Origin of the sequence: Pseudomonas triticicola, assembly GCF_019145375.1 — a bacterium.
Lineage (GTDB): Bacteria > Pseudomonadota > Gammaproteobacteria > Pseudomonadales > Pseudomonadaceae > Aquipseudomonas > Aquipseudomonas triticicola.
In genome coordinates this window covers 2,078,034-2,094,064 of the sequence record NZ_JAHSTX010000001.1, presented here as the reverse complement: position 1 = coordinate 2,094,064, position 16,031 = coordinate 2,078,034, and the positions used below count along the sequence as shown (strand labels likewise).

The window sequence follows — 16,031 nt, the reverse complement described above, 5'->3', positions numbered from 1 at the left end:
TCCGTTCAGCAGGCGTCGACGAGGCGGCGTTGAAAGCGCGCTACGACGTGTGGGAATTCATCTGGCTGGAAGGCGAGGTGATCGGGTTCGGCGGTTCGAAGCGATGTTGCCGGCTCGTTGTTCCAGCGTCTCGACAACTGCTCGGTGGTAAAGAGCTCCAGCCCGTACAGCCAGTTGGAAAGGATGAACAGTGCCGAGTAATGCGCTCCCTCTGTAGTCGCACTACAGGCGTCAGCGACAAGGCTGACCTGGAAGTCGTGCTGATAGGCGTCGAACAGACTGCTCATGACACACACATCCGTCAGCACGCCGATGACCACCAGGTGTTTGATGCCTCGGCGGTTGAGCATCTGAGCCAAACGGGTGCCGTGGAAGGCGCTGTAGCGGCGTTTATCGATGACGACGTCAGCGTCTCGAGGCGCCAGGGCGTCAATGATCTCGATCGCAAATGTGCCGGCGCGGTAAGTCGTTGGCCTGCCTTGGTCGTCTACCGGTTCGCCCAGCGCCAGATCGCGGCCCGGAGCGTCGTTGACATGGCGGGTGTAGAAAATCGGGATGTGCAACTGGCGAGCGCGATCGATCAGGGATGCGGCGTTATCGACCACTTGATCGAAGCGTTCGAGCGGGAAGCCATCTTCCTTTTGCATATCGATCACAAGCAAGGCGGTGTTTTGGTTCATCAGGTTTGTTCCGGATGCAGAGCGTCGGGCGAGCCGGAGGGACTCACCAGGAAACTCGGTAATGACGGTGCGCAGCGATCCGCCAAGGCGGAAACTGCGAGAGATCGAGAGAGACTCTCGTGGGGAGGTGTTACCTGACTATCTGCCAGAAACCGTTTTGCTTCGCGCTCACGCAGGATGGCAGCTGCGGCAGCACGATGGAGGACGAAGAGCGAAATCGACGGAGATAACGCGCCATGGCTGCGCACGGCAACGCACACACCGCGCTTGAAGAGCGGGTGTGAGCGTCGCCGAAATTTGCGGAGGATGCAGGCATGGCCATAGACCTTGAGCGCGATATGCACTGGAGGAGCAAGATACGGGCCAAGCTGTGCAAGGCCTTCGAAGCCATTGAGCCAGAGCGGACCAAGCGTTCAAAGCAATGTTTTGTGGTATCTGGTATTCCATAATATTGTGTTACGTAGCGTAGCAGCGGCTTGCGTTCTTGCTCCCTTTTGAAGCAGATCCCTCCAGGTTTGCCGCGATCAACGCCGCGCCGTGCGCGTACTCACATCCACCCAGACCGCCAACACCAGAATGCTGCCCTTGACGATCATCTGCCAGTAACTATCCACGTCGAGCATGGACATGCCGTTGTCCAGACTGGTGATCACCAGCGCGCCGAGGAGGGCGCCGTAGACGGTGCCGGAGCCGCCGCGCATGGAGGTGCCGCCGATGAAGCAGGCGGCGATGGCGTCGAGTTCGCCCATGCTGCCGGCGGACGGTGAGCCGGCGGCGAGGCGTGCGGTGTTGACCACGCCGGCGAGGGCGCACATCACGCCCATGATGCCGAAGATCCACAGCTTGACCGCTTGCACATTGATGCCGGACAGGCGCGTCGCTTCCATGTTGCTGCCGACCGAATAGACCCGGCGGCCGAACACGGTCTGGCTGGTGACGTAGCTGAACACGCCGAGCAGAATCAACAACAGCAGCACCGGCACCGGAATGCCGTCATAGCTGTTGAGGGTCTGGACGAAACCGGCCAGCACCGCGCCGATCACCAGCACGCGCACAACATCACGCACCAGTGAATGCGCCGCCAGGCCATGCAGGGCGCGATTGCGTCGTTGTTTCCAGGTCAGGAACACTGTCAGCGCAAACAGCAGCACACCCAGGCCAGTGCCGATCGCGTGGGGCAGATAACCTTGGCCGACATAGACCAGCTCCGGCGATACCGGGGCGATGGTGGTGCCGCCGGTGATCCCCAGCAAAATGCCGCGAAACGCCAACATGCCGCCCAGGCCGACGATAAATGACGGGATGCGCAAGTACGCCGCCATGTAGCCGTTGGCGAGACCGATCATCAGGCCGCACAGGGCAACCAGACTGAGATTCGCCAGCAGTGGAATGTGATAGACCACGTCGAGTATCGCCGCGAGGCCGCCGAGCAGGCCGAGCAATGAACCCACCGACAAATCGATCTCGCCGCTGATGATCACCAGCACCATGCCGCAGGCCAGAATTCCGGTGATCGACATCTGCCGCAGCAGGTTGGAAAGGTTGCGCGGGGTAAGGAAGCCGCCCTCGGTCTGCCAGCTGAAGAACAGCCAGATCAGCACCACGGCGAATACCAGCGCGAGCATTTTGTAGCGAGTGAACAGTTGTTTGACCTGATTCATTTACGCGGTTTTCCGATCATTATTGTTATGGCTGCCCGGCTGACTGAGGGCGGCGGCGAGTACCTGTTCCTGGGTCAGTTCATGGTTGACGAAATCGCCGCGCAACTGGCCTTCGCCGATCACCAATACGCGGTCGGAGACGCCGAGTACTTCGGCCAGTTCCGATGAAACCATGATGATCGACACCCCCTCGGCGGCCAGCGCGCCCATCAACTTGTAGATCTCGTACTTGGCGCCGACGTCCACGCCTCGGGTCGGCTCGTCGAGAATCAGCACGCGCGGTTTGGCCAACAGCATTTTCGCCAGCACGGCTTTCTGCTGGTTACCGCCCGACAGGCTGGTGATTGGCAGGGACGGACTTGCGGTTTTCAGATGCAGACGGGAGATTTCCCGGTCGATGCAGCCCAGCTCGGCTTCGGCATCGATGCGGGTCATTTTCGAATAGCTCTCGAGCACGGCGAGGGTGATGTTCTGACCGACACCGAGATCCGGAATGATGCCCTGGCGCTTGCGATCTTCGGGCACCAGGCACAGGCCGGCGCGAATCGCTTTCAGCGGCGTGCGCGTGTCGATTGGCTGGCCGTCCAGCCAGACTTCGCCTTCATGGCGGCCGGGGTAAGCGCCGAACAGTGCGGTGACCAGCTCGGTGCGCCCGGCCCCGACCAGCCCGGCAATGCCAAGAATCTCGCCGCGTTTGAGGCTGAAGGAAATGTCGTCGACCCGTTTGCGCTTGGGGTTGTCGACGTCGTAGCAAGTGATGTGGCGCGCCTCGAAAATCACCTCGCCAATTGCATGCGGCTCGCTGGGGTAGAGGTTGCTCATTTCGCGCCCGACCATCTGCGTGATGATCTGTGGAATGTCCATGTCGGCCATGGCGGTGGTGGCGATGTGTTTGCCGTCGCGGATCACCGAAATGGTGTCGCACACGGCGGCGACTTCATCGAGTTTGTGCGAGATGTAGACGCAGGCGACGCCCTTGGCTTTGAGGTCACGGATGATGTCCAGCAGCACTTCGATTTCCGAGCGGCTCAGGGCCGAGGAGGGTTCGTCGAGAATCAGCAGACGCGCCTGTTTGTTCAGGGCCTTGGCGATTTCCACCAGTTGCTGGTAGCCGCCGCCGTACTGCGAAACCGGCAGCGAAACGTTCATGTCCGGCACTTTCAATTCACGCATCAAGGCTTCGGCACGGTGGATCATCGCCGGGTAGTTCATGCGCCCGCCGGGCAGCGTCAGCTCATGGCCCATGAAGATGTTTTCCGCCACCGACAGATCCGGAACCAGGGTCAGTTCCTGATGGATGATGACGATGCCGGCGCCCTCGGTTTCGCTGATCGACTGCGCCCTGAGCGGTTGCCCGTCCCAGAGAATTTCGCCGTCCCAGGTGCCATGGGGATAGACCGCCGAAAGGATCTTCATCAGTGTCGACTTGCCGGCGCCATTCTCGCCGCACAGGCCCACGCATTCACCGGGCCTGACCTTGATGTCGATGCCGTTGAGCGCTTTGACACCGCCGAAGGTTTTGACGATGCCGTTCATTTGCAGCAGATAGTCGGACATGGAAAAGGCTCGTATACCAGGGACTCAAACACCACTGAACCTGTGTGGGAGCGAGCCTGCTCGCGAAGGCGCCTTTTCAGACAGAGCTTTACTGACTGACACTCCGCTTTCGCGAGCAGGCTCGCTCCCACAGGTCTGATCAAGATTTACGACCGGATCACTGCCCGGCAATCTGCGCCTTGGTGTAGAAGCCGTCCTGTTCGAGCAAGTCGATGTTGTCCTTGGTCAACGGCGTTGGCGTGAGCAGGATGGTGTCGACCTTTTTGCTGCCGTTGTCGTACTGCGAGGTGTAGGCCGGTTTTTCGTTGCGTGCCAGTTGCACCGAGAGCTTGGCCGCTTCGGAGGCGATGAGTTTCAGCGGTTTGTACACGGTCATGGTTTGCGTGCCGGCGATCACGCGTTTGACCGCTGCGAGGTCGGCGTCCTGACCGGAAATCGGCACCTTGCCGGCCAGTTGCTGCGCGGCCAGTGCCTGGATGGCGCCGCCAGCGGTGGCGTCGTTGGAGGCGACGATGCCGTCGATTTTGTTGTTGTTACGTGTCAGGGCGTTTTCGACAATGCTCAGCGCTTCGGTCGGGTTCCATTCCTTGACCCACTGCTGGCCGACGATCTTGATATCGCCCTTGTCGATGGCCGGTTGCAGCACCTTCATCTGGCCTTCACGGAGGATCTTGGCGTTGTTGTCGGTCGGCGCGCCACCCAGCAAGAAGTAATTGCCCTTGGGCGCTGCTTTCAGCACGCCGCCGGCCTGCATCTCGCCGACTTTTTCGTTATCGAAGGAGATATAGGCGTCGACATCGGCGTTGAGAATCAGCCGGTCGTAAGACACCACTTTAATCCCGGCTTTCTTCGCCTCGGCCACGGCGTTGGTCAGCACTGTCGCGTTGAAAGGCACGATGACGATCACATCGACGCCGCGAGAGATGAGGTTTTCGATCTGCGAAATCTGCTTCTGCTCGTTGGCGTCCGCCGATTGCACGAAGACTTTGGCGTCCATTTTTTCCGCCGCCGCGACGAAGTAATCGCGGTCGCGCGACCAGCGTTCCAGACGCAGATCGTCAATGGAGAAACCGATTTTTGGGTGGGTGGCGTCGGCCATTACCGGCAGGGCCAAGAACGCCAGGGCACTGGCCAACAGCGTACGTTTCAAGTTCTTCATGGTGGTGCGTCCTTTTATTTTTGTTGGAAAGACACGGCCTGACGATGAATCGGGCTGGTAGAACTGTAGAGAATCTGCCGACGCAGCAGGCACAGAATTGTCGTGCAATTGTCACAGCGTCGTTGCGTCGGCAGCCTCCCTTGGCGATCAGCGATACAGGTAACGGTTGACGATGTTTTCGAGCATTTCCTGGCGGCCGCTGACGGCTTGCGGGTTCAACTCGTTGGTAAACGCGTGCTCTGCCAGTGACTCAAGATTGAAGTCTCCTGCCATCACCGCTTGCCCGAACGGCTGACGCCAGCCGGCGTAGCGTTGGTCCTTGAGGGTTTGCAATTGATCGTTCTCGACCATCGCGGCGGCACGTTCCAGCGACAGGGCAAGAACATCCATGGCGCCGACGTGGCCGTGGAACAGGTCGATCTCGTCGAGGCTCTGCCGGCGCACCTTGGAGTCGAAGTTGAAACCGCCATTCTTGAAACCGCCGGCCTTGAGGATTTCATAGGTCGCCAGGGTCATTTCTTCGACGCTGTTGGGGAACTGGTCGGTGTCCCAGCCGTTCTGCGGATCGCCACGGTTGGCGTCGATGCTGCCGAAAATTCCCAGCGAGGCGGCGGTGGCGATTTCGTGATGAAAGCTGTGGCCGGCCAGTGTCGCGTGGTTGGCCTCGATGTTGACCTTGATTTCCTTCTCCAGGCCGTACTGCTGGAGGAAGCCGAACACCGTGGCGCTGTCGTAATCGTATTGGTGCTTGGTCGGCTCCTGCGGCTTGGGCTCGATCAGCAGGTCGCCGGTGAAACCGATCTTGTGCTTGTGCTCGACCACCATGCGCATGAAGCGCCCGAGTTGTTCGCGCTCGCGTTTCAGATCGGTGTTGAGCAGGGTTTCGTAGCCTTCACGGCCACCCCACAACACGTAGTTGGAACCTTTGAGCCGATGGGTGGCGTTCATCGCGCTGAACACTTGCGCGGCGGCGCAGGCGAACACTTCCGGATCGGGATTGCTCGCGGCACCGGCGGCAAAACGAGGATTGCTGAAGCAGTTGGCGGTGCCCCAGAGCAACTTGATACCGCTCTGTTCCTGATGTTGCTCAAGGCGGTCGACCATTTGCGCGAAGTGTTCGCGGTACTCCTTCAGCGAGTTGCCTTCCGGGGCGACGTCCGTATCGTGAAAGCAGTAGTAATCGATGCCCAGTTTGCTGAAGAACTCGAATGCGGCTTGAGCCTTGCCGATAGCCAGTTCCATCGGTTCGCCACTGCGTTGCCACGGGCGTTTGAAGGTGCCGGCACCGAACACATCGGAGCCCGGCCAGACGAAGGTGTGCCAGTAGCAGGCGGCCATGCGCAGGTGTTCACGCATGGGTTTGCCGAGGATCAGCTTGTCGGCGTCGTAGTGGCGGAAAGCGAGGGGCGAATCACTGTTCGGGCCTTCGTAGCGAACCGGCTCGATATTGGGAAAATACTGCATGGACCTTGTCCTTGTTGTTCTTGGCGGTGTCTCGATACTAGCAACGGCCCCGTGCCCGCTGATTATGAAAAGCCTCAACTGCGAGTGCGATTTTGCGTATTGAGCTTCAGCGCTCGCAGGCCTAGTCTGTGTCCATCGTTGCCGTGACATGGCGGCCTGGAACAGTACAAAAACAATTTGAGGCCGCTTTCGCGAGCAGGCTCGCTCCCACATTTGATTCGTGTCGTTCACAAAACTGTGTGGGAGCGAGCCTGCTCGCGAATGGCTTGACGCAAAATCCGGATACTGAATGAAGAGCCTACCGCCCGTGCACCGCATCGCCCTGTTGTTCAACGGCAGCAAGATCTACGACCGTGGAATCATCAGCGGCATCGGCAACTACCTGAGCAGCACTCGCGCTTCCTGGGACCTGTTTCTGGAAGAGGACTTTCTCTGCCGCTTGAAAGGCATCGAGCGCTGGCAGGGTGACGGGATCATTGCCGACTTCGATGATCCGCTGATTGGCGAGGCGCTGGCCGACATTCATTTGCCGGTGGTGGCGGTGGGCGGTTCCTACGAGGATCCTCGCGCCTATCCGAAAGCGATTCCCTATGTCGCCACCGATAACAACGCATTGATCACTCTGGCTTACTCGCATCTGGTCGAGGCGGGGTTGCAGCGCTTTGCCTGTTTCAGTCTGCCGGAGGCGCAGGCCAATCGCTGGGCGCAGGAGCGGGAAAAAGCCTTTCGCAAACTGATGCAGCGCGACGGCCTGCATGCCGAGATCTATCGCGGCATGGGCACCAGCGCACCGCTGTGGGACAGCGCCGTCGAACAACTGATCGCCTGGCTGCACAGCCTGCCCAAACCGATCGGCATCATCGCCGTCAGCGACGCCCGTGCCCGGCAGTTGCTGCAAGCCTGTCTGACCGCCGGCATCGCCGTGCCGGAGCAGGTCGCGCTGATCGGCATCGACAATGACCCGCTGACCCGCAGCCTGACTCGCGTACCGCTGAGTTCGGTGATTCAGGGCACCGAAACCATGGGCCGCACCGCCGCGCAATTGCTGCACCAGATGCTCCACGGCATGCCGTCCACCGGCACGCAAATCCTGATTCCGCCGGACGCGGTCAACGTGCAGGTGTCGAGCCTGCACCAACCGCTGGGCAATCCCTACGTCATGCAAGCGCTGCTGTTCATCCGCCAATATGCCTGCCAAGGCATCAAGACCGCGCAGGTGGCGGCCTATGTCGGCGTGTCGCGTTCATCGCTGGAAGCGCATTTCCGCGCTGAGCGCGGTTGCAGCGTGCATGACGAGATTCTGCGTTTCAAACTGGCGGCGGCTACCAGCGGTTTGAAGAACACCGATGCGGCGATTGCCGATATTGCCCAGGCGTGCGGCTTCAAATCGGCGCAGTACCTGCACACGGTGTTCCGTCGCGAGTTCGGCTGCACGCCGCGTGAGTATCAGCAGGGCGGGGCGTAGCGCTGCGCATGGCTCACGCCAGCGCAGCAGCATTGGCTCTGGAACGCCAGGCAAACGTCAGCACCATCAGCAACCCCAGACCGGCCATCGCCGCGCCGGCCAGGGAAATCGCCGGATAACCCAGCCCGGCATTGATCACCGCGCCGCCCAGCGCCGCGCCGATCGCATTGCCAAAATTGAACGCACCGATGTTCACCGCCGAAGCTAGATTCGGCGCGTCTTTGGCGGCTTCCATCACGCGCATCTGCAGCGGCGGCACCAGGGCGAAGCTGGCGATACCCCAGATCAGAATGGCCACGGCGGCCGGCAGCGGCCAGCGCATCAGCACCGTGAACGCCAGCAACACCACAATCAATGCGCTCAGCGACACGATCAGGGTGCGGTCGATCGAACGGTCGGCAGCCTTGCCACCCCACATGTTGCCCAGCGTCAAACCGATTCCGAACAACACCAGCATGGCGGTGATGAACGCGGCGGAGGCGTGGGTCTCGCTGCTGAGAATCGGCGCGATGTAGGTGAACACGGTGAACATCGCACTCGAGCCGACCACGGTCAGGGCCAGCGCGGCCAACACCGGACCGCGGCCCAATACACGTATTTCCGCCAGCGCACCCGCGCCTTGCTCTGCTTTCAGATTGGGCAGGGCGAACCACAAGGCGATCATGGTCAGCACGCCGAGACCGGTAATGCCCCAGAACGCCGTGCGCCAGCCGAATAGCTCACCAAACCACGCCGCCAGCGGCACACCGCCGATGGTCGCCAACGTCAGGCCCATGAACATCGCCGCCACGGCGCCGGCACGTTTTTCCGGCGCGACCACACTGGCGGCGACCACAGAACCGACCCCAAAGAATGCGCCGTGATTGAGCGAGGTGATCACCCTGGCGACCATCAGGCTGGAGTAATCGGTGGCCAGCGCCGACATCAGGTTACCCAGGGTGAAAATCGCCATCAGCCCGATCAGCAGATAGCGCCGCGGGATCTTGCCAGTGGTCAGGGTCATCAGCGGCGCGCCGAGCAGCACGCCCAAGGCGTAGGCACTGACCAACAACCCCGCAGCGGGAATGGAAACGCCGAGATCGGCAGCGATGCCGGGCAACATGCCCATCGGCGCGAACTCGGTGACGCCGATGCCAAAGGCGCCGACAGCGAGTGCAACAAGTGGTGGATTGATACGCATGGAAAGTCTCCTCATCTATGCCGCCAATGCTACGATCCATCGTTTTCCGGCGGTAGATGGCGATTTTGGCAATCACCTTTGCGTAAGAGGCACGAATGGACTTCAACGGCAGGTCAGGGGAAATGAGCGTGTTCGTCACCGTGGCGCAGGAGGGCAGCCTCTCAGCGGCTGCGCGTGCGTTGGGGCTGACGCCTTCGGCGGTCAGTCGGATCATCGCCCGCGCCGAACAACGACTCGGCACTCGTCTGTTGCTGCGCACGACCCGCGCGCTGACGTTTACCGTCGAGGGCGAGGCCTTCCTGCGCGGTGCCCGGCGAATTCTCGCCGACATGGACGAAGTGGAAGGGGCCATTACCGACCAAGGCGTACCCAAGGGCCGCTTGCGTGTCAGTGCCGCCCTTGGCCATGGACGGCTGACCATTGTGCCGCTGGTCGCAGCTTTCACCGCCCGTTACCCGAACATCGTCGTCGACCTCAGCCTCGGCGACGAAGTAGTCGACATCCTCGCCGGCCAGGCGGACGTCGCCATACGCTTCGGCCATCTGCCCGACAGCCCGTTGACCGCACGCCGACTCGGCCACACCGGCCAAGTCGTGGTCGCATCGTCCGACTATCTGAAACGTCACGGCACACCTCTCGAACCGGAAGACCTGCTCAAGCACAACTGCCTGCGCTTCAACTTCCGCCGCGCCGAAGCCAACTGGCCGTTTATCCGCGACGGCAAGGAGTTCTCGCTGAAAGTCAGCGGCAACATCGAATGCAGCAGCGGCGAAGCACTGGCCCAGTTCGCCAGACTCGGCGCCGGAATTGCGCGGATTGGCGAGTTCACCGTCAGGGAAGACTTGCAGCGCGGCGCGCTGATCCCGCTGCTCCAAGCGTTTAACCCGGGCGATGAGGAACCGATTCATGCGGTGTTCGTCGGCGGCGCGGCGATGCCGGTGCGGGTGCGCTTGTTTGTGGATTTTTTGCTGGAGCAGCATCGGATGTAAGAGGTGGCGTCTTTTCATCGGATCTGATTCTGTGCACGCAAATGCAATCATATTGCTATCATTTGCAGCTCTTCATTTTTCAGTCTGAATACAGTGAGTATCGATGTTCGTGAAAACGCTGAATGGGTTGCTTGTCTTATTGGTTTGCGGCGTGCTGGGCGCTTGCGGAAAAACAGACCGTTTTGCCGACGGCTGGGATGAAGGCGGCAACCTGCATGACGTGAGTCTGCGCGAATGGGCCTTTGCAACCGATGCCAACCGGCTTGCCAGTGCTGCCGATTTTGTCCGGGAATTTATTCCGGCGTTGCCAGCAGTGTCTTTGCCGCTTGCGAGCGCCCTGGTTGAAAAGTGCCTGACCGAGAGTGCGTATATAGCCGCTATCGAGGAGATTGGGGTGCGAAGCAGAATTGAACCCTGTATTGAATATGCTCAACAAACCGCCCAGAGCCTCGCGCAGGAATATGCCAAGCGCCAGGGTGTTTCCAGCCAGTAAACGGTCGCCAGCGAAGTATTGTCGAGTGTCGGCTCCCAGTTACAAAGGGCCACCGCAGAATGATGGACCAGGATGTTCTTTACTGGGCGCCGAGCGAGACAGGTTGTTGTTTTCACTCGACGAATCTGAGGCATGCAAAAGCGGTTTTGATACGCAGTTGCTTGATGGGTTCGATGCTTTCCTGAGATCCGATTTTTTTGACTACCCCCAGGCCGCAGTATTGTTGATTGAAGGTGAAGATCGGGAGAAGGCCAGCCTTGGGTTCAGTCCAGTAGCCCGACTTCAACGTATAGCTGGCCCCAGCCTGAGGGGTGAAAGAGAAGGGTATCTGGCAAAACTTTCCACCAACTGTTTGCCGGTAAGTCAAAACCAGCTCTTTGTCGACAGCTACCGGCGATTGGATAAAACCCTCGGTATAGGGCAAAGGCGTGAAGCCTGCGTAACATCCCGATTCGTTGAAGGTCATCGCATCGAGGTTAGTGCCGCTTTCATATTTAAGCCTGACCGTCGCCGAGGGTTCATCCTGCCGGGGAAATTGATACTGTTTACCCTGAAACAGTGAAGTACAACCGCTCAGTGCCAATGCTCCAGCCAAAAGCGTCAAGCCAAATCTGCCATTCCCGTACATGTACTGCTCCTGGATACCATCGGACTTTTTCAAAAGCAGATGATACCGAAAAGTGGCCACATGCTACTAAGCTTTACGAGGTTTCAGACAGCCCAAGATTTTCCCGCGCCCACTGCTCGGCCGTCGTGACCTGTATCGCCCGCTGCTCATTGAACGTGCCCGCTTTCGGCCACGCCACACCTCGACCTTGGGCAAACACCGCGCGGTATTTTTTGATGTGGTGAGTGGGGTCTTTTTCCAGTTCCTGCATCAGGTGCGGCACCGTCCAGACGTTACGCTTGAAGGGCCGTCCGAGCACGCGTTCGAGAAGGCCCGCGACCTGATCATAGGTCAGCGTGTCGCCCGACAGATACACGATCTCGTTGCGAAAACGCGGTTCGAAGAAAACGATTTCTGCGGTCAGCTTGCCGATGTCGTCCGGGGTCGTCAGCGTCACGCTGGTGTCCAGGCTGCCCAGGGCGTTAACGGTGTCGTTGTCGAAATCAACGACTTCAAACACCGGCTCGAAGAGGAAACTGGTAAACATGCCGGTCGAGATGATCACCCATTCGGTTTTGTCCTGCGCGCGCAGCAGTTCGCGCACGTCGAGCTGAGCATCGAACAGATCCTGCGGACTGCCCCGGCCGATCACTTCGAAGTCCACGCCAAACTGCCAGGGAAAGTAGCGTTTGATGCCCGACTTGAGCGCAGCGGTCGCCAGCTTCATCGGCGTCTCACGACCAGCGACCATGCCGGCGCAGCCGATTACGGTATCGAAAGGAGCGAAGACTTCGGCCAGTTGGTCGATCGAATCGTTGACCAGATCTGCCGCCACCATCTGCACGCCGAGACTGCGCAGTTCATCGATTTCGGCTTTCTTTGCCGGCAACTGACTGTCGATCGTCGAGGCCCTGAGCAGGACGCTGATCGTGCTGCCGGGCGAGCGCTTTGCCACTCGCGCAAGGTTGCGCAAAACCGGCAGGCCGAGTTCGCCTGCGCCCAGGACAAGAATGGATTGCGGGGAAGGGTGGTTCGATTCGGTCATGATGTCTCCTGAGATCTGCATGTAAGATCGGCAAATGCTGGCACGATCGGGCAGCACTCAGAAGAAGGCACACGCGTGATACCAAGTGAAGAAATGACTGATCAGCAAGCGCTCAGTGAGGCAGAAGCAATCTGCCAGACGCTCAGACGAGACGATGATGGCGTGCGCCGCGAAGTGCTCGCGCACGCCGGCAGTCGCTGGTCTTTGGGCATCCTGCATGCCTTGGGGGTGTACGGCACGATGCGTCACGCTGAGATCAAACGGCAGATGACCGGCGTGACTCAGCGCATGTTGACCAAAACCCTGCGTGCGCTGGAACGCGACGGCCTGCTGACCCGGCGCGAGCTCGACCAGGTGCCGCCGCACGTCGAGTACGAGCTGACGCCATTGGGCATGGGCTTGCTGGTGCGGATGTCGCCGATCTGGACTTGGGTGGTGGAAAACGTCGAGGGTTTCCGCCAAGCGCGACGCACGTTCGATAGCCAGATCGGCAAGAAACCCTCATGGCAAATTCCTGTTCCAGCGCGGGATGATTCTGAAGCGTCAGACTGAGGTTTCGCGCTTCAGCTCAGCGGCACCGCGAACACGGCACTCGCGCGCGCGACCGTTCGTTCACCGACGTGCAGACTGACGCCAGCAAACGCCAATTGGCGACCTTTTCTGGAGTGTTCAAGACGCACTTCGAGCCACTCGTTGATTTGCACCGCACCGAGATAATCCAGGGTCATGCTCGCCGTGATCAACGGCTGCGGCGGATCGCTGGAGAAGGCCATGGCGTAGCCCATCCCCACATCCGCCAATGTCGCCAATACACCGCCATGCAAAGTGCCGCGACCATTGGCATGGCGGGAGTCGGTCAGTAAACCCAATTCCAAGTGCAGCCCCTGACCCCTGGCGTAGATCGGGCCGAGCAGATCCAGCAACGGACTGCTGCGGGTGAATGGAGTGAAACCTTCGGGAATGGCCGTGGTGTTCATGATCCCATCCTGATGCAGGTGGCTGACCTGTGTGATTGGGCGAGGAAACACAGGAAGGGGCAAGCACTATGCGGATGGGGAATTTGCTGCGATAAGTGCGCGGAGCGTGGCACTGAAAATCAGTGCGACGACACAAACGGCGAAGCACTCGTCGGTGCCGGCAGCGCATAGGCTTGTTTCATCCACGCCACTTCCGCCAGCGGTGTGCGGCCGAAGAGGCGTTTGAAGTCGCGGCTGAATTGCGAGGCGCTTTCGTAGCCCACCAGAAACGCAGATTTTGCCGCGGTCAGGTCGTTGCGCAGCATCAGCAATCGCGCCTGGTGCAGCCGCGTCGATTTCAGGTACTGCATCGGCGAGGAATCGGTGACCTTGCGAAAGTGCAAATGAAAATTCGGCACGCTCATCTGCGCTTCCTCGGCCAGGGTTTCTACGTCGAGATGCTGGTGATAGCAACTGTGGATCTTGCGGATGGCGCGGGTCACTTTGCCGAACTGACCTTGCTGGGCGATGGCGGCGCGCAGGGTGCCACCTTGTTCGCCGGTGAGAATACGGTAGTAGAGCTCGCGCAGCATCGCCGGGCCGAGGATTTGCGCGTCGGCATCGTCGCTCATCACTTCAAGAAAACGCAGGGTTGACCGGCGTAGCGGTTCGTCGAGCGGCGAGGCGTACATGCCCATCGGCTGCGCTGTAGGGAAATCCCACCGCTCATCCACTTGCTGAATCAGCTCGCCGGCCAAGGCGAAATCCAGACGCACGTACACCGCGAGCATCGGCTCGGCTTCGCTGGCGTCGGTTTCCATGGTGAAGGGTACCGGCACCGACACCACCAGATAATGCTGAGCGTCGTAGACGTAGACTTCATCGCCGAGATAACCGCGTTTACGCCCCTGACAAAGGATGACGATGCCCGGTTCGTACAACACCGGCGTGCGGGTCAGCGGTCGGTTGGAACGCAGGAAACGAACATCGTCCAGCGGGCTCAGGTTGTAACCTTCCAGCGGGGCGAGCTGGCTCATTAGCTGGACCATGCGCGTTGTGAGCGGGTCTTTCGGTTTCGGCATGGGCTGTGGGTTTCCTTGTGAAAAGGCGGGTTTGAACCTGTCTGGCTGATTGGCGGGGTGTCAGACAGAGCCCTCACCCTAGCCCTCTCCCAGAGGGAGAGGGGACTGACCGTGGTGCTTTCTGGTACTACGCCGACCTGTAATATCGTGCCGAACGCGGGGGTTGAATCCACCCGGATCGGCTCCCTCTCCCTCCGGGAGAGGGCTGGGGTGAGGGTGCTTTTGATCTTTCAGCCATCCGTCGAGCGGCTAAGCGCTGCCCATTGCTCAATACTCTCCGCCGTCTGCTGCAACTTGTCACGCACCAGCGCCAGCGCATCACTGCCCAATAGCAGGTGCGCCGGCGGGTTTGGACTGTCGATGATCGTCAGCATAACCCGTGCAGCTTTCTGCGGATCGCCCAGTTGATGGCCACTTTTCTCCTCCCGGGCCTTGCGCACCGGATCGAAGCTTGCGTCGTAGTCACTGATGCTACGCGGCGTGCGTTGCATCGAGCGGCCTGCCCAGTCGGTGCGAAATGACCCCGGCGCCACAGCGGTGACAAAAATATTGAAGGGCGCAAGCTCCTTGCTCAAGGTGTCGGAGATGCCCTCCAGAGCGAACTTGCTGCCGCAGTAATAGGCGATCCCCGGCATGGTGATGTAGCCACCCATGGAGGTGATGTTGAGGATATGCCCCGCGCGGCGCTGGCGGAAATACGCGACGAAAGCCTTGGTCACCGCCACCGCGCCGAACACGTTGACGTCGAACTGGCGGCGCATTTCTTGCAGCGATGACTCTTCAAAAATCCCCTCATGGCCATAACCTGCGTTGTTGACCAGCACGTCCACCGGGCCGTGGCGATCCTCCACTGCCGCAACCACCCCATCGATGGCATCGAACTCGGTAACGTCCAAAACCACTCCATGCGCGCGCTCGGGCGACAGCGCTTCGAAGGCTGCCAGAGCGGACTCACTGCGCACTGTGCCGATAATCCTGTGACCTTGAGCGAGCGCTTCCTTGGCCAGCGCCTGGCCGAAGCCGCTGCTGACACCGGTGATGAAAAGAGTCTTCATGGATCTGTACTCCAGCAGGCGATGGGAGAGGCCATGCTAGGGCGGATAACGCTGGCGGACGATGCCGAATCGGATCGAAGTATTGCCTGTTCCTATCAATAGAGTGTTCGATCAGGTCTTGCCTAAAAAAACGGAAAAGTCCTGCAGGTCTGAAACCCGCAGGACTTTTCCTGTCTCGGCATCACGCGCTTATGCTGCGCGACGGCCCGGTGTACGGTCCGATCCATCAGCAGCGAGGGCCTCACCCAGTGGGGTGCGGTCTGAGCCGTCGGCAGCGATGGCCTGGCCTTGTGGGGTCTTGTCATAACCGTCTTCAACCAGGCCTTGTTCCTCGAGGCGGGTGCGGCCGTTTTCAGCCAGAGCCTGGCCTTGGGGCGTACGCTGCGAGCCATCGGCAGCAACAGTCTGCTGTGGTTCGCTGACCTGGGTGAACAAACGATCTTCCTGACTGCTCGGTACGGCGAATGCGCTGGCGCTGAGGGCGAAGGTGGCGACGGCGATCAGTTGGCTTACAGTTTTCATGGCGGTGACTCCGGTCAAATTTCGATTGAGGTCCGGGTCGTTCAGATCAGTCTCTGGTTAACCCGTTGCAGTGGTGTGTTCTGCATGGGTTCAGATTAGGGGGCAGGGCGGTGTCG

General features: G+C 60.0%; 16 protein-coding genes. 4 read left to right on the top strand and 12 right to left on the bottom strand.

Translation table 11 applies throughout. The features are described 5' to 3' along the window. Window positions 1–5: 5 nt before the first annotated feature. The 5 genes from KVG85_RS09290 to xylA all read right to left on the bottom strand — a co-directional run bounded on the left by KVG85_RS09290 (window position 6) and on the right by xylA (window position 6,521). Window positions 6–680, bottom strand: a complete 675-nt coding sequence (locus tag KVG85_RS09290; protein ID WP_217863658.1) for a cysteine hydrolase family protein — start codon at window positions 678–680, stop codon at window positions 6–8. A 524-nt stretch (window positions 681–1,204) separates the two neighbouring features. Further along, window positions 1,205–2,341 carry a sugar ABC transporter permease gene (locus KVG85_RS09285; RefSeq protein ID WP_024012594.1) on the bottom strand — a complete coding sequence of 379 codons (1,137 nt, stop codon included), beginning with the start codon at window positions 2,339–2,341 and terminating at the stop codon, window positions 1,205–1,207. After that, window positions 2,342–3,898 (bottom strand): D-xylose ABC transporter ATP-binding protein, encoded by a 1,557-nt coding sequence (xylG, locus tag KVG85_RS09280; protein WP_217863657.1) that lies wholly within the window; start codon window positions 3,896–3,898, stop codon window positions 2,342–2,344. It lies immediately after the preceding gene. Window positions 3,899–4,055: 157 nt separating this feature from the next. Further along, a complete protein-coding gene (gene xylF / locus KVG85_RS09275; protein WP_217863656.1) occupies window positions 4,056–5,057 on the bottom strand; it encodes a D-xylose ABC transporter substrate-binding protein in 1,002 nt (333 codons plus the stop codon). A 147-nt stretch (window positions 5,058–5,204) separates the two neighbouring features. Next, window positions 5,205–6,521, bottom strand: a complete 1,317-nt coding sequence (gene xylA, locus KVG85_RS09270; protein WP_041480538.1) for a xylose isomerase — start codon at window positions 6,519–6,521, stop codon at window positions 5,205–5,207. A 289-nt stretch (window positions 6,522–6,810) separates the two neighbouring features. Here xylA and KVG85_RS09265 point away from each other — a divergent pair, with 289 nt between their 5' ends. Further along, the gene (locus KVG85_RS09265) at window positions 6,811–7,986 is read left to right on the top strand and encodes a XylR family transcriptional regulator (RefSeq protein WP_217863655.1); all 1,176 of its coding nucleotides are present in this window, start codon (window positions 6,811–6,813) and stop codon (window positions 7,984–7,986) included. A 13-nt stretch (window positions 7,987–7,999) separates the two neighbouring features. Here KVG85_RS09265 and KVG85_RS09260 read toward each other — a convergent pair whose 3' ends face one another. Continuing rightward, window positions 8,000–9,166 (bottom strand): MFS transporter, encoded by a 1,167-nt coding sequence (locus KVG85_RS09260; RefSeq protein ID WP_056784905.1) that lies wholly within the window; start codon window positions 9,164–9,166, stop codon window positions 8,000–8,002. 95 nt (window positions 9,167–9,261) lie between these two features. Between KVG85_RS09260 and KVG85_RS09255 the strand changes: the two genes are divergently transcribed. Both KVG85_RS09255 and KVG85_RS09250 read left to right on the top strand, forming a co-directional pair. After that, window positions 9,262–10,155, top strand: a complete 894-nt coding sequence (locus KVG85_RS09255) for a LysR family transcriptional regulator (RefSeq protein ID WP_217863654.1) — start codon at window positions 9,262–9,264, stop codon at window positions 10,153–10,155. A 103-nt stretch (window positions 10,156–10,258) separates the two neighbouring features. Continuing rightward, on the top strand, window positions 10,259–10,648 hold the full coding sequence (locus tag KVG85_RS09250; protein ID WP_136493598.1) for a hypothetical protein: 390 nt from the start codon (window positions 10,259–10,261) through the stop codon (window positions 10,646–10,648). 112 nt (window positions 10,649–10,760) lie between these two features. Here the strand turns inward: KVG85_RS09250 and KVG85_RS09245 are convergent, their stop codons facing one another. Beyond that, window positions 10,761–11,276 carry a hypothetical protein gene (locus KVG85_RS09245; protein ID WP_039759025.1) on the bottom strand — a complete coding sequence of 172 codons (516 nt, stop codon included), beginning with the start codon at window positions 11,274–11,276 and terminating at the stop codon, window positions 10,761–10,763. 73 nt (window positions 11,277–11,349) lie between these two features. Then, window positions 11,350–12,300 (bottom strand): aromatic alcohol reductase, encoded by a 951-nt coding sequence (locus KVG85_RS09240; RefSeq protein ID WP_217863653.1) that lies wholly within the window; start codon window positions 12,298–12,300, stop codon window positions 11,350–11,352. Window positions 12,301–12,393: 93 nt separating this feature from the next. Here KVG85_RS09240 and KVG85_RS09235 point away from each other — a divergent pair, with 93 nt between their 5' ends. Then, entirely contained in the window at window positions 12,394–12,852 is a 459-nt protein-coding gene (locus KVG85_RS09235) for a winged helix-turn-helix transcriptional regulator (protein WP_130911018.1), read from the top strand. An 11-nt stretch (window positions 12,853–12,863) separates the two neighbouring features. Here KVG85_RS09235 and KVG85_RS09230 read toward each other — a convergent pair whose 3' ends face one another. The 4 genes from KVG85_RS09230 to KVG85_RS09215 form a co-directional block, all read right to left on the bottom strand. After that, window positions 12,864–13,277: a PaaI family thioesterase gene (locus KVG85_RS09230; RefSeq protein ID WP_217863652.1), complete on the bottom strand. Its 414-nt coding sequence runs from the start codon at window positions 13,275–13,277 to the stop codon at window positions 12,864–12,866. A 119-nt stretch (window positions 13,278–13,396) separates the two neighbouring features. Beyond that, complete coding sequence (locus KVG85_RS09225; RefSeq protein ID WP_217863651.1) at window positions 13,397–14,338, bottom strand: AraC family transcriptional regulator; 942 nt, start codon at window positions 14,336–14,338, stop codon at window positions 13,397–13,399. Between the two features lie 230 nt (window positions 14,339–14,568). After that, window positions 14,569–15,393: an oxidoreductase gene (locus KVG85_RS09220; protein WP_217863650.1), complete on the bottom strand. Its 825-nt coding sequence runs from the start codon at window positions 15,391–15,393 to the stop codon at window positions 14,569–14,571. 189 nt (window positions 15,394–15,582) lie between these two features. After that, entirely contained in the window at window positions 15,583–15,915 is a 333-nt protein-coding gene (locus tag KVG85_RS09215) for a hypothetical protein (protein ID WP_217863649.1), read from the bottom strand. Window positions 15,916–16,031 lie beyond the last annotated feature (116 nt).

Bases quoted from the DNA above. Each gene is read 5' to 3' on its own strand.
- KVG85_RS09290 (WP_217863658.1), bottom strand. From the start codon at position 680: ATGAACCAAAACACCGCCTTGCTTGTGATCGATATGCAAAAGGAAGAT.
- KVG85_RS09285 (WP_024012594.1), bottom strand. From the start codon at position 2,341: ATGAATCAGGTCAAACAACTGTTCACTCGCTACAAAATGCTCGCGCTG.
- xylG (WP_217863657.1), bottom strand. From the start codon at position 3,898: ATGTCCGACTATCTGCTGCAAATGAACGGCATCGTCAAAACCTTCGGC.
- xylF (WP_217863656.1), bottom strand. From the start codon at position 5,057: ATGAAGAACTTGAAACGTACGCTGTTGGCCAGTGCCCTGGCGTTCTTG.
- xylA (WP_041480538.1), bottom strand. From the start codon at position 6,521: ATGCAGTATTTTCCCAATATCGAGCCGGTTCGCTACGAAGGCCCGAAC.
- KVG85_RS09265 (WP_217863655.1), top strand. From the start codon at position 6,811: ATGAAGAGCCTACCGCCCGTGCACCGCATCGCCCTGTTGTTCAACGGC.
- KVG85_RS09260 (WP_056784905.1), bottom strand. From the start codon at position 9,166: ATGCGTATCAATCCACCACTTGTTGCACTCGCTGTCGGCGCCTTTGGC.
- KVG85_RS09255 (WP_217863654.1), top strand. From the start codon at position 9,262: ATGGACTTCAACGGCAGGTCAGGGGAAATGAGCGTGTTCGTCACCGTG.
- KVG85_RS09250 (WP_136493598.1), top strand. From the start codon at position 10,259: ATGTTCGTGAAAACGCTGAATGGGTTGCTTGTCTTATTGGTTTGCGGC.
- KVG85_RS09245 (WP_039759025.1), bottom strand. From the start codon at position 11,276: ATGTACGGGAATGGCAGATTTGGCTTGACGCTTTTGGCTGGAGCATTG.
- KVG85_RS09240 (WP_217863653.1), bottom strand. From the start codon at position 12,300: ATGACCGAATCGAACCACCCTTCCCCGCAATCCATTCTTGTCCTGGGC.
- KVG85_RS09235 (WP_130911018.1), top strand. From the start codon at position 12,394: ATGACTGATCAGCAAGCGCTCAGTGAGGCAGAAGCAATCTGCCAGACG.
- KVG85_RS09230 (WP_217863652.1), bottom strand. From the start codon at position 13,277: ATGAACACCACGGCCATTCCCGAAGGTTTCACTCCATTCACCCGCAGC.
- KVG85_RS09225 (WP_217863651.1), bottom strand. From the start codon at position 14,338: ATGCCGAAACCGAAAGACCCGCTCACAACGCGCATGGTCCAGCTAATG.
- KVG85_RS09220 (WP_217863650.1), bottom strand. From the start codon at position 15,393: ATGAAGACTCTTTTCATCACCGGTGTCAGCAGCGGCTTCGGCCAGGCG.
- KVG85_RS09215 (WP_217863649.1), bottom strand. From the start codon at position 15,915: ATGAAAACTGTAAGCCAACTGATCGCCGTCGCCACCTTCGCCCTCAGC.